The organism is Amycolatopsis stemonae (genome assembly GCF_054781455.1).
On the sequence record NZ_BAAGUJ010000013.1, the window covers coordinates 67,807 to 82,448 of the forward strand.

Annotated in this window: 8 protein-coding genes; 2 read left to right on the plus strand and 6 right to left on the minus strand. The window is 71.6% G+C overall.

Going from position 1 to position 14,642, the window contains the following annotated elements:
* Positions 1-25 precede the first annotated feature (25 nt).
* The 4 genes from ACYVLJ_RS36080 to ACYVLJ_RS36095 form a co-directional block, all read right to left on the minus strand.
* The gene (locus ACYVLJ_RS36080) at positions 26-1,474 is read right to left on the minus strand and encodes an amidohydrolase (protein WP_460442055.1); all 1,449 of its coding nucleotides are present in this window, start codon (positions 1,472-1,474) and stop codon (positions 26-28) included.
* Positions 1,475-1,685: 211 nt separating this feature from the next.
* Positions 1,686-3,239, minus strand: a complete 1,554-nt coding sequence (locus tag ACYVLJ_RS36085; RefSeq protein ID WP_460442056.1) for an ABC transporter permease — start codon at positions 3,237-3,239, stop codon at positions 1,686-1,688.
* Complete coding sequence (locus ACYVLJ_RS36090; protein WP_451978391.1) at positions 3,236-4,144, minus strand: ABC transporter ATP-binding protein; 909 nt, start codon at positions 4,142-4,144, stop codon at positions 3,236-3,238. The genes ACYVLJ_RS36085 and ACYVLJ_RS36090 overlap by 4 nt, the downstream gene beginning before the upstream one ends.
* A gap of 2 nt (positions 4,145-4,146) precedes the next feature.
* Positions 4,147-4,761, minus strand: coding sequence for a TetR/AcrR family transcriptional regulator (locus tag ACYVLJ_RS36095; protein WP_451978389.1), 615 nt, complete (start codon positions 4,759-4,761; stop codon positions 4,147-4,149).
* Between the two features lie 238 nt (positions 4,762-4,999).
* Between ACYVLJ_RS36095 and ACYVLJ_RS36100 the strand changes: the two genes are divergently transcribed.
* Positions 5,000-8,230: a S8/S53 family peptidase gene (locus ACYVLJ_RS36100; protein ID WP_460442057.1), complete on the plus strand. Its 3,231-nt coding sequence runs from the start codon at positions 5,000-5,002 to the stop codon at positions 8,228-8,230.
* A 46-nt stretch (positions 8,231-8,276) separates the two neighbouring features.
* Here ACYVLJ_RS36100 and ACYVLJ_RS36105 read toward each other — a convergent pair whose 3' ends face one another.
* Positions 8,277-9,440 (minus strand): ROK family protein, encoded by a 1,164-nt coding sequence (locus tag ACYVLJ_RS36105; RefSeq protein WP_460442058.1) that lies wholly within the window; start codon positions 9,438-9,440, stop codon positions 8,277-8,279.
* Positions 9,441-9,537: 97 nt separating this feature from the next.
* Between ACYVLJ_RS36105 and xylA the strand changes: the two genes are divergently transcribed.
* On the plus strand, positions 9,538-10,686 hold the full coding sequence (gene xylA / locus ACYVLJ_RS36110; protein ID WP_451978380.1) for a xylose isomerase: 1,149 nt from the start codon (positions 9,538-9,540) through the stop codon (positions 10,684-10,686).
* Positions 10,687-10,743: 57 nt separating this feature from the next.
* Here the strand turns inward: xylA and ACYVLJ_RS36115 are convergent, their stop codons facing one another.
* The gene (locus ACYVLJ_RS36115; protein WP_460442059.1) at positions 10,744-14,613 is read right to left on the minus strand and encodes a carbohydrate-binding protein; all 3,870 of its coding nucleotides are present in this window, start codon (positions 14,611-14,613) and stop codon (positions 10,744-10,746) included.
* Positions 14,614-14,642 lie beyond the last annotated feature (29 nt).

Consider the following 14,642-nt stretch of genomic DNA (forward strand, 5'->3'; position numbering starts at 1 on the left):
GGACAAATCAACCCCCGGAGGTGGGTCAGATCTGATGCGTGACGTGGCCGCCGAGGATCGTCGCCGTCACCGGGAGCGTGCGCAGGTCCGCGGCCGAGAGCACCGACGGGTCCGCCGCCGTCACCATCAGGTCCGCCACGTCCCCCACCGCGACCCCGCGACGTCCGCCCGAGGCCGCCGCCAGCGCGTCCGGCAGGGTGATCGACTGCTCCGGGTGCCATGGCGGGCGGTCGTCGTCGGTGCGGAAGACCGCCGCGGCGATCCCGTCCCAGGGGTCCAGCGGGGCGACCGGCGCGTCCGACCCGAACTCCAGCCGCGCCCCGGACTCCAGCAGCGAACGGTAGGGGAACGCCCGCGAAGTCCGGCCGTGCCAGTGCCGGTCGGCGACGTCGCGGTCGTCGGGCTGGTGGGCCGGCTGGACCGACGCCACCAGGCCCAGCTCCGCGAACCGCGGGACGTCCGAAGCCGAGAGCAGCTGCGCGTGCTCGATCCGGCCCGGACAGCCGACCTGCGCGAACGCGTCCAGCGCGATCGTGTTGGCCTGGTCGCCGATCGCGTGGACCGCCGGGACCAGGCCGTGCGCGAAAGCCCGGTCCAGCAACGGAACCAGGTCCTCGGGCGGGAGTTCGAGGAGCCCCGGCGAATCGCTGCCCGGGTACGGGTCGTGGCAATAGGCCGTGCGCGTGTTGAGCGAGCCGTCGACGAACAGCTTGAACGGGCCCACCGTCAGCAGCCCGCCGGAGTCCGGCAGGACGTCGCCCGTGCGGTGGCCGCGTTCGATGGTCTGGTCCAGCAGGTACCGCGCGATCACGCAGGAGATCCGCGTCGACGGCGCACCGCGGCGCGTCCAGTCCGCCACGGTGTCCGCGTACTCGTAGTCGGCGATCTGCGTCACGCCGCGCGCGGCCGCCGCGGCGACCGCCTCCAGCACCCACTGGTCCTGGACGTCGATCGCGGCGCTCGGCAGCTGGGCCGTCGCGCTCATGCAGTCGTTCTCCAGCAGCACACCCGTCGGGTGCTCGCGGCCGATCAGCTTCAGCGCCGCCGGGCTCAGCCACAGCGTGTGCAGGTCCGCGCTGAACAACGCCACCGCACGCCCGGGCAGCGCCCGCTGCAGCAGCTCCTTGTGCGGCCTGTCCGGCCAGAGCCCGTCGCGGAAACCCGCGCCCACCACCAGCTCCGACTGCGGCGCCGGCGTCGCCAGCAGGTGCGCCAGCAGCAGTTCGACCGCCTGCCCCGCCGACCGCGCCGCGCCGAGCGGGATCCGGCGGCGGAACGTCGCCCACTGCACGAGGTGGACGTGCGCGTCGACCAGCCCCGGCAGCAGCGTCCCGCCGTGGCCGTCGACGACCCGCGCCGCGAACCCGGGCGAGCCCGGTTCGGTGATCGCCGTGACGCGGCCGTCGTTCACCCGGACGTCCGAGAGCACCCCGCCGAGCCCCGGCCGCACGCGGCGCAGGAGGAGATCATCCATGCGGACCACCATGCCAGGAGGACCCGTCCGGGTGAAGCCGCGCTTCAAAGTGAAATATCCGGGGTATTCCCCCCGTTGTAAGAGATGGCAGCCGTCGCCCGCCGAAGGGTCAGGGCCGGTCCATGGGCGCCGCCTTCACAAGCCGCGCAGGGTTCGACTCCCTCGGTTGCCGCTCGAACGAAGGCCACCTCGCGGTGGCCTTCGTGGCGTTTCACCCCGCTGGGATGTCACGCCGCCGCAACGCCGCCAGGCCGCCGACGCCCGCCACCAGCGCGATCGCGACCAGCCAAGCCACCGGCGCCACCGAGAACGTCCCGCCGGGCAGGCGCGGCAGGTGCCGGAACGGTGAAATGCCCAGCACGACGTCGTTCCACTGCAGCGCCGATCCCACCAGTGACAACAGCAGGAACGCGCCCAGCAGTCCCCATGCCGCCGCCGCGAAGCGGGGGGCCAAGCCGATCAGCAATGCCGACAGGCCCGCCAGTACCCACACCGCCGGCAGCTGGGCCAGTGCCGCCGGGACCAGGGAAGCGCCGTACGCCAGGCTCGTCGCCAGACCGGTGACTGCCAGCAGGACCGCCGAGCCCAGCAGCGCGAACGTCAGGTGTGCCAGAGCCCAGCCGGTTCGGCCGACCGCCGTCGCCAGCACCGGTTCCGCACGGCCCGCCGACTCTTCCGCACGCAGCTTCAGCGTCGCCTGCACCGCGTAGCCCGCCGCCGCGAGGCCGAACAACGTCATCGTGCCGGCCAGGTACGCGTCCAGCACCGCGCCTCCGCCGCCCAGGCGGGAAAACACGTCCGCGACGGCCTTGTTGTCCCGCACCAGGTCCGCGACGTTCTGCGCGACCCCGCCCATCAGCAGCCCGACCAGGGCCAGGCAGACGGTCCAGACCAGCAGCGTTCCCCGCTGCAGCCGCCAGGCCAGCGCCAACGGCGACCGCAGCGACGCCTTCGCCGTCGCTCGCCCCAGCCGGGCCGGCAGCAGCGCCGCGCCGAGGTCGCGACGCGCCGACAGCGCGACGGCCAAGATCACCAGGAGGCCGGTGCAAGCCAAGGCCAGGCCGAGCACCCACCACTGCTCCCCCGCGAACGGCCGCATCCGGTGCGCCCAGCCGATCGGCGACAGCCACGAGAGCCACCCCGCCGGGCCGCTGTCCCCCGCGGCCCGCAGCAGGAACGCCAGCACGAGCACGCCGATCCCGATCCCCCGCGCGCCACCGGCGCCCCACGTGAGCTGCGCGGCGACCGCGCCGACCCCCGCGAAAACCCAGCCCGCCAGCGAGAACTCGAGTCCCAGCGCGAACGCCCCCGCGACCGGAACCCCTTGGGCGGCAACGCCGGCCCCGACCAGGATCCCGAACACCAGACACGCGCCGCAGGCGGCGAGCACCGCGGCCGCCAGCCCGGCGTGCCGCCCGACGACGGTCGCCCCGGTCAGCTCCCGGCGTCCCGCCTCCTCCTCGGTCCGCGTGTGCCGGACGACGGTGAGCAGCGCGATCAGCCCGACGACCACGGGAACGAACCCGCACTGCCAGGCCAGCAGGTTCCCGGCCGACGAGCCGTAGAGAGGCCCGTTGCGGACGACGAAGGTCGCGCTGGAAGCGTTGACGTCGTAGAAGTGCTGCCGCGACGCCGCGTCCGGGTAGGCCGCCTTGATCGACGCCAGGTACCCCATCGGCGCGACCGCCAGGCAGACGATCCACAGCGGCATCAGCAGCCGGTCGCGGCGCAGCACCAGCCGCAGCAACGCCCCGGTCCCGGTCATCGCACCGCTCCGGCCGGCTCGTCGTGCCGGTAGTGGCGCAGGAACAGCTCCTCGAGCGTCGGCGGCCGGCTCACCAGGCTCCGCAGCCCGGCCTCGGCGAGGTGCCGCATGACGTCGTCGAGCGAAGACTGGTCGACGGACAGGTGGACGTGCGAGCCGTACGAGCTCAGGTCGTGGACGCCCGGCAGCGAAGCCAGGCCGGCCGGCACGTGCGCGAGCGACGCGTCGATCGTGATCCGGCCGAGGTGCCGCAGTTCGTCCAGGGTCCCGGACTCGACGGTCCGCCCGGCCCGGATGATCGTGACGCGGTCGCACAGCGCCTCGACCTCGGACAGGATGTGCGAGGACAGCAGCACCGTGCGGTCGCCGCGTTCGCGTTCTTCCGCGACGACCTGCCGGAAGACCTCTTCCATCAGCGGGTCGAGCCCGGACGTCGGCTCGTCGAAGACCAGCAGCTCCACATCGGACGCCAGCGCCGCGACGAGCGCGACCTTCTGCCGGTTGCCCTTCGAGTACGTCCGGCCCTTCTTGCGCGGGTCGAGGTCGAAGCGCTCGATCAGCTCGGCGCGCCGCCCGTGGTCGAGCCCGCCGCGCAGCCGGCCGAGCAGGTCGATGACCTCGCCGCCGGTGAGGTTGGGCCAGAGCGTGACGTCGCCCGGGACGTAGGCGAGCCGCCGGTGCAACCGGGTGGCGTCGGTCCAGGGGTCGCCGCCGAGCAGGGTGGCGCGGCCGCCGTCGGCCCGCATCAGCCCGAGCAGGACGCGGATCGTGGTGGTCTTGCCGGCGCCGTTGGGCCCGAGGAACCCGTGCACCTCGCCGGTGTGGACGGTCAGGTCGAGCCCGTCGAGGGCCTTCGTCCGGCCGAACGCCTTGGTGAGGCCGTCGGCGGTGATCGCTTCGGCCATCGTCATCCCTTCCTCCGGTGGGCGGCCAGCGCTTCGCGGGCCTTGTCGAGGACTTCGGAGTCGCCGAACGGGTTCAGGAACAGGTGCCCGGCGGCCATCGACATCCGCAGCATCGCTTCGTTGGTGCCCGGCTCCTCGCCGAGCGCGCGGGCGACGTGGTCCTGCAGGATCATCAGCCCGCCGGTCATGGCGGCGAGCGCGGCGGCGACGCCCCGCGGGTCGGGCAGGTCCATGCCCTGCTCCCGGAAGTAGGCCTCGGTGCCGTCGACGATCTCGGTGAACTGCGCGGCGGCGGCTTCGGAGCCGTCGACCATCCCGCGGCCCAGGTACCGGCGGTAGAGCAGCTGGCGGGCGTCGAACATCGGGAGGAAACCCGGGTCCGCCGCGCCCTTCGCCAGTACCTCCTCCTTGAACTTCAGCAGCTCGTCGAAGACGTAGGTGTCGCACGCCTCGCGCAGGCCGTCCTTGGAGCCGAAGTGGTGGCGGATCAGGCCACCCGAGACGCCGGCCTCCTCGGCGATGTCGAGGATCGACGTCTTTTCCATGCCGCGCTCGGTGAACAGGCGGATGGCGGCGTCCCGGATCCGGGCCCGTGCGGTGAAGTCTTCGGTGCTCATGACTGGTCCTATACGTACATGTAGTCGACTACACGAGAATATAGTCCGCTACACGCACGTATAGCAAGGCGTCACTTTCACCGGAAAGCGGCGCTTCGGGTTGCCGCCCAACCCGGGCAGCCGGTTGGGCCATTCGGCCCGCAACCAAGTGCGGTCGATGGGCTAACTGTCTGATTGCTGCCGAAGATCTCCCGATGTGTACTTCACGGACGCATCACTTCACGAAGGGTCGTTCTCAGTGACACAGCACAGATCGCGCTGGAGACGGCGGGCCGGGATCACCGTCCTCGCCACCGCACTCGGCGCCTCCGTCCTCGGCGTCGCCGTCCCCGTGGCGGCCGCCCAGCAAGCCCCGCCCACCTCGGGCGCGGCCGACGGCAAGACCCTCGACGAGCACGACCGCGCGCTGGTCGCCGAAGCCGAGAAGGCCGGGAAGCCCGACGTCACGCTGCTGATCGCGGCGGAGAAGGGCCAGACCGGCGCCGCCGTGAACGAGCTCAAGGCCCTCGGCGGAGTCGTCCAGTCCACCGACACCAAGCTCGACTACGTCAAGGTCAGCGTCCCGACGGACAAGGCCGAGAAGGCCGCGAAGCTCAAGTCCGTCAACGCCGTCGACGTCGACGGCCTCATCATGCGCGACGACCCGAAGCCCGACGGCGCGACCACCCCGCTGCCGCAGCCGGCCCCGGGCAAGAACACCCCGCGCGTCAACCCGTACCTCCCCACCGGCGACACCTACGCGGCGCAGTTCGGCCAGGTCCTGCCCAACTGGGACGGCAAGGACACCACCGTCGCCGTGCTCGACTCCGGCGTCGACCTCGACTCCCCCGCGCTGGCCACCACCAGCCACGGCGAACGCAAGATCGTCGACTGGTACAACGCCAACGCCACCAACTCCGGCGACGGCACCTGGGTCAAGCAGTCCACCCAGACCTACACCGGCACCTTCACCGCGAACGGCAGGACCTGGACGGCCCCGGCCGGCGGCCCGTACACGTTCGGCGTGTTCGGCGAGACCGCGGGCGACCTGGGCGCCGCGGACAGCGAGACCGGCGGTGACATCAACCGCGACGGCGACCGCGCCGACTCCTGGGGCGTGCTGCTCGACCCGGCGACCAAGGAGGTCCGGGTCGACCTCAACGGCAACGGCGACTTCACCGACGAAAAGCCGATGACCGACTACAACAAGAAGTTCGACGTCGGCTACTTCGGCACCGACAACCCGGCGACCGACATCGCCGAGCGGATGGCCTTCGTGGTCCAGACCGACAAGCCGGGCTACGTAGGCATCGGCATCGCCGGCGCCGAACACGGCTCGCACGTCGCGGGCATCGCCACCGGCAACGACCTGTTCGGCGGCAAGATGGACGGCGCGGCCCCGGGCGCGAAGGTCCTGGCCGTCAAGGTCTGCCTCACCGGCAGTGCCTGCACGTCGTCCGGCCTGATCGACGGTGTCGTCTACGCGGCCAGCCACGGCGCCGACGTCATCAACATCTCCATCGGCGGCCTGCCCGCGCTCAACGACGGCAACAACGCCCGCGCGGAGCTCTACAACCGCACGATCGCCGAGTACAACGTCCAGATCTTCATCTCGGCCGGCAACAGCGGCGCCGGGGCGAACACCGTCGGCGACCCGTCGGTGGCCACGGACGCGATCTCGGTCGGCTCGTACATCACCAAGGAGACCTGGCTCTCGAACTACGGCTCGAAGACCGCGTCGCCCGAGTCGATGCACCCGTTCTCCTCGCGCGGCCCGCGTGAGGACGGCGGCTTCAAGCCGGACATCATCGCGCCCGGCGCGGCGATCTCGACGGTGCCGCGGTGGGAGCAGCCGAGCCCGGTGCCCGGCACGTACACCCTGCCGGCCGGTTACTCGATGCTGCAGGGCACGTCGATGGCGGCGCCGCAGGCGACCGGCGCGGCGGCGCTGCTGGTGAGCGCGTACAAGGCGACGCACAACGGCCGGCGGCCGCCGGTGGCGCAGCTGCGTTCGGCGATCAAGTCGACCGCGCGGTTCGTGCCGGGCATCGGCGCGTACGCCCAGGGCGCGGGCCTGTTCAACGTCCCCGCCGCGTTCGTCGCGCTTTCGCTCAACCCGAAGCCGGACACCGTTTCGACGTCGGTCGAGGTGCACACCGTCCAATCCGGACAGCTGGCCACCCCGAACACCGGTGTGGGCATCCACGACCGCGAGGGCGTGACCACCGGCAAGGCGTACACCCGCACGTACACGGTCACCCGGACCACGGGTTCGGCGAAGCCGGTGCCGTACTTCGCGCGGTGGGTCGGTGACGACGGGACGTTCTCCTCGGGGTCCACCCTGGTCCTGCCGCTCAACACCCCGGTGAAGTTCGACGTCAAGGTCACCCCGAAGAACGCGGGCGTCCACTCGGCCCTGCTGTACCTGGACAACCCGCTGACCGTCGGCATCGACGTGCAGACCCTCAACACGGTCTTCGCGCCGCAGGAGTTCACCGCCGACAAGGGGTACCGGGTCGACGTCTCCGGCAAGATCGCCCGCAACCAGGCGACCAGCTACTTCGTGCGGGTGCCGCAGGGCGCCAGCGCGCTGAAGGTGGACCTGGACGCCGGCGCCGGCGCCCCGGGCAAGGGCCAGGTGCGGTTCCTGCGCTACGACCCGACCGGCGTGCCGGCCGAGGCGAGCACGTCGACGACGTACTGCTACCTCCCCGACGCGGGTGCGGGCTGCCCCGGCGGCACGCCGACCAGCCGGACCTTCGCCAACCCGCTGCCGGGTGTGTGGGAGATCGTCGTCGAGGCGCGCCGGACGTCCGATGTGGACAACGCGGCGTACAAGCTGAGCGCTTCGGTGCTGGGCACGGCGATCACGCCGAACCCGGACACCATCGCCTCGGCCACGCTGAACACGCCGATCGCGCGATCCTACACGGTGAAGAACTCGCTCGGCGGGTTCACCGGCAAGCTGTCCGGCGCCACGCTGGGCAGCGCGAAGGTCTCGCGGCCGTCGATCGCCGAAGGTGCGCAGCAGCAGTACCAGATCGCGGTGACGGCGGGTTCGACGTCGCTGACCGCCACGATCGGCAACACCTCGGTCGCGGGCACCGACCTCGACCTGGTGTTGTACAACTGCACGACCGGCACGTGCGTGCAGGCCGGGATCAGCGCGGACGGTGACGCCGAGGAGTCGGTGACCATCGCCAACCCGGCCGCCGGGATCTGGGTCGCGCTGGTCGACGGGTTCGCGGTGCCGGGCGGCACCACCGACTACGACTACCTCGACGTGTTCACCAACCCGGCGTTCGGCTCGGTCGCGGTGACCGACGCCAACGCCGAGCGCGCGACGGGCAGCTCGTGGACGGTCCCGGCGACGGTGACGGCCACGGCCGCCCCCGCGGCCGGCCGGAGCCTGCGCGGTCAGCTGACCGTGCAGACCGACACCGGCGTCACGGTCGGCACTTCACTGGTGCAGATCAACGCCGTCAGCTAGTTGTGGTCCGTGAAGGCCGCCCCGGGGAACTCCCCCGGGGCGGCCTTCACGCTTCCTGGGCCCGGGTGAGGAACGGCGCCGGGTCGGCGAGCACGCGGTGCACCACCCGGCCCGCCGCGCCGAGGGTTGCCGCGTCGCCGCCCAGGCGTGATGCCGAGAGCTGCGGTGGCGCGCCGCGGAGGCCGCCGAGGCGGGTGGACAGGACGTCGGACACGGGGCCGGACAACCACGGGTACAGCTGCGTGAACACGCCGCCGAGCACGATGCGGTCCAGGTCGAGGAGGTTGACCGCCGACGTCAGGGCGATGCCGAGGGCTTGCCCGGCGGCCGTGCACGCCTCACGTGCCGCGCGGTCGCCCGCTTCGAGGGCGGTCAGGAACGCCGGGAGCGCGGGTGCGTTTCCGGCCGCCAGCAACGCTTCCTGGCCCGCGAAGGTCTCCAGGCAGCCGCTGCCACCGCAGCGGCAGAGCGGGCCCCGGGGTGCGACGACGACGTGCCCCAGCTCGCCGGCCAGCCCGCGGGCGCCGGCGAACAGCGTGCCGTTCACCACCAGGCCCGCGCCGATGCCGATCTCGCCCGAGACGTAGAGGAAGTCGCGCTCGCCGTCGCCGTACCAGAGCTCGCCGAGGGCCGCGAGGTTCGCTTCGTTGTCCAGCTCGACCGGGATCGGCAGGTGCAGCAGGTCGGCCGGCCGGACGTCCTGCCAGCCGAGGTTGGGGGCGCTGAACAGGACGCCGTCGCCGACCGGGCCGGACACCGCGAGCACCGCGCCCGCCACCTCGAGGCCGAGCCGGTGGGTTTCGGTGAGCGCGTCTTCAGCCAGCTGCTGCAGCTCGGCGAGGACCTTCTTCGGCCGCGAGCCGCGGTTGTCGCGTTGGCGGCGCGCGGCGAACCGGACGTCGCCGGTGAGGTCGAGCACGCGGACCGCGAGGTAGTCGACGTTGATCTCCAGCCCCAGCGACGCCACGCGCGCGCCGCTGAGCACGACCGCCACCCCCGGCCGGCCGCGTTCGCCCGCGCGGGCGGGCCCGGTCTCGGCGAGCAGCCCGGCGTCGACGAGGTCGCCGACGAGCTTGCTGACCGTCGACTTGGTCAGGCCCGTGCGCTCGGCGAGCGCCGCCCGGGTGAGCGGGCCGCCGCGGCTGACGGTGCCCAGCACGACCTCGAGGTTGCGGGCGCGCATCTCCTCGTGCCGCACGGCCTGGGTCATCGTGTCCTCCTGACCAGTACCTTAACCGGCCCCTTGACGCCCGGGACCACCACGGCGCATATTTAGTCTACAACGTGAACTAAATGAAGGGACAGTCATGAGCGACTACGCTCCCCAGCCGGCCGACAAGTTCACCTTCGGCCTCTGGACCGTGGGCTGGCCCGCGAACGACCCGTTCGGAGTCGGGACGCGGCCGCCGCTCGACCCGGTGGAGAGCGTGCACCGGCTGGCCGAGCTGGGCGCGTACGGCGTGACCTTCCACGACGACGACCTGCTCGCCACCGAGCCGGACCGCGACAAGGCGATCGAGGCCTTCCGCAAGGCGCTGGCCGAGACCGGCCTGAAGGTGCCCATGGCGACGACGAACCTGTTCACCCACCCGGTGTTCAAGGACGGCGGCCTGACGAGCAACGACCGCGACGTCCGGCGCTACGCGCTGCGCAAGGTGCGCCGCAACCTCGACCTCGCGGCCGAGCTGGGCGCGGAGACCTACGTCGTCTGGGGCGGCCGCGAAGGCGCCGAGTCCGACGCGGCGAAGGACGTCCGCGCGGCGCTGGCCCGCTACAAGGAGGGCCTGGACCTGCTGGCGGACTACGTCGTCGAGAAGGGCTACTCGCTGCGGTTCGCGCTGGAGCCCAAGCCGAACGAGCCCCGCGGCGACATCCTGCTGCCGACGATCGGGCACGCGCTGGGCTTCATCTCACAGCTGGCACGGCCGGAGCTGTTCGGGCTGAACCCGGAGGTCGGGCACGAGCAGATGGCCGGGCTGAACTTCGTGCACGGCATTTCGCAGGCGCTGTGGCAGGGCAAGCTGTTCCACATCGACCTGAACGGCCAGCACGGCCCCAAGTACGACCAGGACCTGATCTTCGGCCACGGCGACCTGAAGAGCGCGTTCTTCCTCGTCGACCTGCTGGAGAACGGCGGCTACGAGGGCCCGCGCCACTTCGACTACAAGCCGCTGCGCACCGAGGACCCCTCGGACGTCTGGGTCTCGGCGGCGGCGAACATGCGGACCTACCTGATCCTCAAGGAGAAGTCGGCCAGGTTCCGGTCGGACCCGGAGGTCGCGGAGGCCCTGGCGGCTTCGCGGGTGCCGGACCTCGCGACGCCGACGCTGGCGCCGGGCGAGTCGTTCGACGACCTGCTGAAGGACGACTTCGACCTGGACGCGGCGGCCGCCCGCGGCTACCACTTCACCCGCCTCAACCAGCTGGCCCTGGAGCACCTGCTCGGCGTCCGCTGACAAGCCGTGAATGGCACATCGAGGGACTTGAAGTCCCTCGATGTGCCATTCACGGATCTACGAGACGGTGAGAGTGTCGACGTCGAACAGGGAACCCGCGCCGCCCCGGAAGACGAGGTGGAGCGGGCCCGAACCGGACGTCACCGTCGTCGAGACCGTCTGGAACGTCTCCCAGCTTCCGGTGACCGGCACCGTGACGGTGCCCAGGAGGGTACCGGCCGGGGAGCCGTCGCGGATCTCGATCGTGCCGCCCGCGCCCGCCGAGGAGACGACGGCGCTGAACCGCGTGATGCCCGACGTGCTCACCGGCGCGTACCCGGCCCAGTCGCCGTTTTCGATGTAGCCCAGGGTGTTGCCGCCACTCGCCGGGGCGTGCGGGGCCACCTGGACGCCCGAACCCGACGTGAACGACTCACCCTCCACAGTGGACGACGACGAGCCGCACGAGCCCGGGACGACCCCGGCCGCGTACCGAATCGCGCCGACCAGCGAGGTCCGGAACAGCGGGTCGGAGTACGACTCGATCGTGTGGCCGAGGCCGGTGTAGAACGCGCGGCCGCTCCCCTGCGGGTGGCACCACGTGATCGGGTGGTCCGCCCCCATCTCGCCGCCCGTGTAGCTCGACTCGTCGAGCGTCTGCACCACGTGCACCGCGCCGCGCGGGTTCGTCCGGTAGTTGTACAGCTCGTCCGTGCGGGTCCACGTCGAGGGCAGGGAGGACGTCGCCGGGTGAGTGGCGTCCTCCGTCACGAACCGCGCCTGCTGGATCGCCGGGTGGCTCTTGAACCACGCCCCGACGAGCGTGCCGTACCACGGCCAGTCGTACTCGGTGTCGGCCGCCGCGTGGATGCCCAGGTAGCCGCCGCCTCCCTCCACATAGGACCGGAACGCCGCCTGCTGCGTGTCGTCCAGGACGTCGCCGGTGGTCGACAGGAACACCACCGCCCGGAAGCGGGCCAGCGACGCGGCCGTGAACACCGACGCGTCCTCGGTCGCTGTCACGCCGAAGCCGTTGGCCGCGCCCAGCTCCCGGATCGCCTGGATCCCCGCCGGGATCGAGTCGTGCCGGAAGCCGGCCGTCTTGGCGAACACCAGCACGTCGTACGGCGGATCGGCCTGGGTCGGCACACCACTCAGGCCAAAGGTGTCGATGTCGAAGAGGGAACTGGAACCACCGTGGAACACCAGGAACAGCGGCCCGGTCCCACTCGACACCGCGGTCGTCACGGTCCGGAACGTCTCCCAGCTCCCGGTCGAGGGCACGGCGACCGTGCCCAGCAGCGTGCCGGTGGGCGAGCCCGACCGGATCTCGATCGTGCCGCCCGCGCCCGCGGACGACACCGAAGCCGTGAACCGCGTGGCACCCGACGTGCTCACCGACGCGTAGCCGGCCCAGTCGCCGTCCTCGATGTAGCCCAGGGTGTTGCCGCCGCTCGCCGGGGCGTGCGGCGCGATCTGCACGCCCGAACCCGAGGTGAACGACTCGCCCTCGACGAGCGTCGACGCGGTGGTGAACGTGAACGCGTCCAGGTCGAACAGGTTCCCCTGGCCGGTCACGCCCTTGAACACCAGGTACAACGTCGTCGTTCCGGCGGGCTGGGCAGCCAGGTTCGCGGAGACGCTCCGGAACGTCTCCCAGTCCCCGGTGTTCGCCACGGCCACGGACCCGAGCAGCGTGCCGGTCGGTGAGCCCGCGCGGACCTCCAGGGTGCCACCCGGCCCGGCCGAGGACACCCGCGCGCTGATCGACGTCGCGTTGCCCAGGGCGTACGGCGTGAAGGAGATCCAGTCGCCGTCGTCGGTGTAGCCGACCGTCCGGCCGCCCTCCGCCGCGCCGTGGTCGGCGAGCTGGACCCCGGACTGCGCCGAGAAGTGCTCGGCCTGCCGGTGCCGCGGCTGCAGCTTGTGGACGCTGTGCGACGTCAACCCGCCGCTGTCGGTGTACTCCGCGTCGAAGACGCCGAAGATGTTGGCCGCGGCGTCGTGTTCACCGTCGACCGGGACGGCGATCGACCCGCCGCACCCGGTCTGCTGCGTGATCTGGTGCTGGTGGCTGTCGTGGCCCAGCAGGTAGGTGACCTTGACCTTCGAGCAGTCGAGCGCGCCGTCCTCGGGGTCGCTGCCGGTCACCTGGAACGGCACCGTGTCGCCGAAGGAGAACACCTGGCCGTCTCCCGGGACAGCCAGGGAAACCGAAGGCGCGGTGTTCCCGACCGTGACGACCAGGCTCGCCGTGCCGGTCAGGCCCTCCGGATCGGCCACCGTGAGTGTCGGCGAGTAGGTCCCGTTGGTGGTGTAGGTGTGTGCCGGGTTCGCCGATGCCGACGTCGCGCCGTCGCCGAAGTCCCAGCGGTAGCTCAGTGCGCCGCCTTCGGGGTCGTTGCTGCCCGCCGAGGAGAAGTTCACGGTCAACGGATTCGGCCCGGACGTCCTGTCCGAAGCGGCTTTCGCGACCGGGTTGCGGTTCGTGCCCGCGAGGTACTCGATCCGGTACAGCGCCTGGTTGTCGTCGCCGGTGCCGTAGTCGAGGACGTACAACGCGCCGTCCGGGCCGAAGGCCATGTCCATGACCTGCGTGCCGGACCACGGGAAGTCTTCGATGGCGCCCCGGCCGCCGTCGGAGTCGACGGTCACCGCCTTGATCCACTTGCGCCCGTATTCCCCCGCGAAGAACTTGCCGTCCAGGGACTGCGGGAACTTGGTCGTGGACGTCGAGGCGGCGTCGTAGCGGTAGACCGGGCCGCCCATCGGCGACTCCGAGCCGCTGCCGAACTCCGGCGGCGAGCCCTCGTCGCCCGCGTACTTGATCCACGCGGCCTTCGGCACCGGCAGCTTCGCGAGCCCGGTGTTGCGGAACGAGGAGTTCGTCGGCCCGCCCGCGCAGTCGTACTTCGCGCCCGAAGGACCGCTCGGGAACGTGTAGTGGTTGTACGTCTCGGTCGTCGTGTTCGAGCCCGTGCAGTACGGCCAGCCGAAGTTGCCCGGCCCGGTGATCCGGTCGAACTCGACCTGGCCCTGCGGCCCGCGGTTCGGGTCCGTGGTGCCGGCGTCCGGGCCGTAGTCGCCGAGGTAGACGACGCCGGTCGGCTTGTCGACACTCATCCGGAACGGGTTGCGGAAGCCCATCGCGTAGATCTCCGGCCGCGTGCCCGCGGTGCCCGGCGCGAAGAGGTTGCCGGCCGGGATCGTGTACGTCCCGTCGGCCTGCGGGTGGATCCGCAGCAGCTTGCCGCGCAGGTCGTTGGTGTTGCCCGACGACCGCTGCGCGTCGAACTGCGGGTTGCGCGTGGTCCGCTCGTCGATCGGCGAATAGCTGTCGGAGGAGAACGGGTTGGTGTCGTCGCCGGTGGTGAGGTACAGGTTGCCCGCGGCGTCGAAGTCGATGTCACCGCCGACGTGACTGCACTGGCCGCGGTCGTTCGGGACCGCCATGACGACTTCCTCGCTGGCCAGGTCCAGGGTGTTGTCGGTCTTCAGGACGAAGCGCGAGAGGTGCAGCTCGCCCTTGAACGGCGCGAAGTCCGCCTCGGTGCCGTCGGCCGGTGCGTCACCGTCCGGTGTGGACAGTCGCGGTGAGTAGTACAGCCAGATGTGGCGGTTCGTCGCGAAACCGGGATCGGCCGCGACGCCCTGGAGGCCCTCCTCGTCGTGGGTGTAGACGTTCAGCTTCGCCGCGACGGACGTCGCCCCCGCCGCGGTGGTGACGCGCACGGTGCCGTCGCGGGAGGTGTGCACGACCGAGCGGTCGGGCAGCACGGCGAGCGACATCGCTTCGCCGAGTTCGGCCGCGCCCGTGGCGAGCGCGACCTGCTGGTAGTCCGCGGGCGGGATGTCCGCGCGGGCCGGGTTGTCGACGGTGAGCAGGAGGCCGGCGCCGAGTACCGCGGCGCCGAACAGCCTCGCCCACTTCGGTGGGGACGGAGACATGCCGGTTCCTTCCTGATTTTGAGCGTGCT

Bases quoted from the DNA above. Each gene is read 5' to 3' on its own strand.
- ACYVLJ_RS36080 (WP_460442055.1), bottom strand. From the start codon at position 1,474: ATGGATGATCTCCTCCTGCGCCGCGTGCGGCCGGGGCTCGGCGGGGTG.
- ACYVLJ_RS36085 (WP_460442056.1), bottom strand. From the start codon at position 3,239: ATGACCGGGACCGGGGCGTTGCTGCGGCTGGTGCTGCGCCGCGACCGG.
- ACYVLJ_RS36090 (WP_451978391.1), bottom strand. From the start codon at position 4,144: ATGGCCGAAGCGATCACCGCCGACGGCCTCACCAAGGCGTTCGGCCGG.
- ACYVLJ_RS36095 (WP_451978389.1), bottom strand. From the start codon at position 4,761: ATGAGCACCGAAGACTTCACCGCACGGGCCCGGATCCGGGACGCCGCC.
- ACYVLJ_RS36105 (WP_460442058.1), bottom strand. From the start codon at position 9,440: ATGACCCAGGCCGTGCGGCACGAGGAGATGCGCGCCCGCAACCTCGAG.
- xylA (WP_451978380.1), top strand. From the start codon at position 9,538: ATGAGCGACTACGCTCCCCAGCCGGCCGACAAGTTCACCTTCGGCCTC.
- ACYVLJ_RS36115 (WP_460442059.1), bottom strand. From the start codon at position 14,613: ATGTCTCCGTCCCCACCGAAGTGGGCGAGGCTGTTCGGCGCCGCGGTA.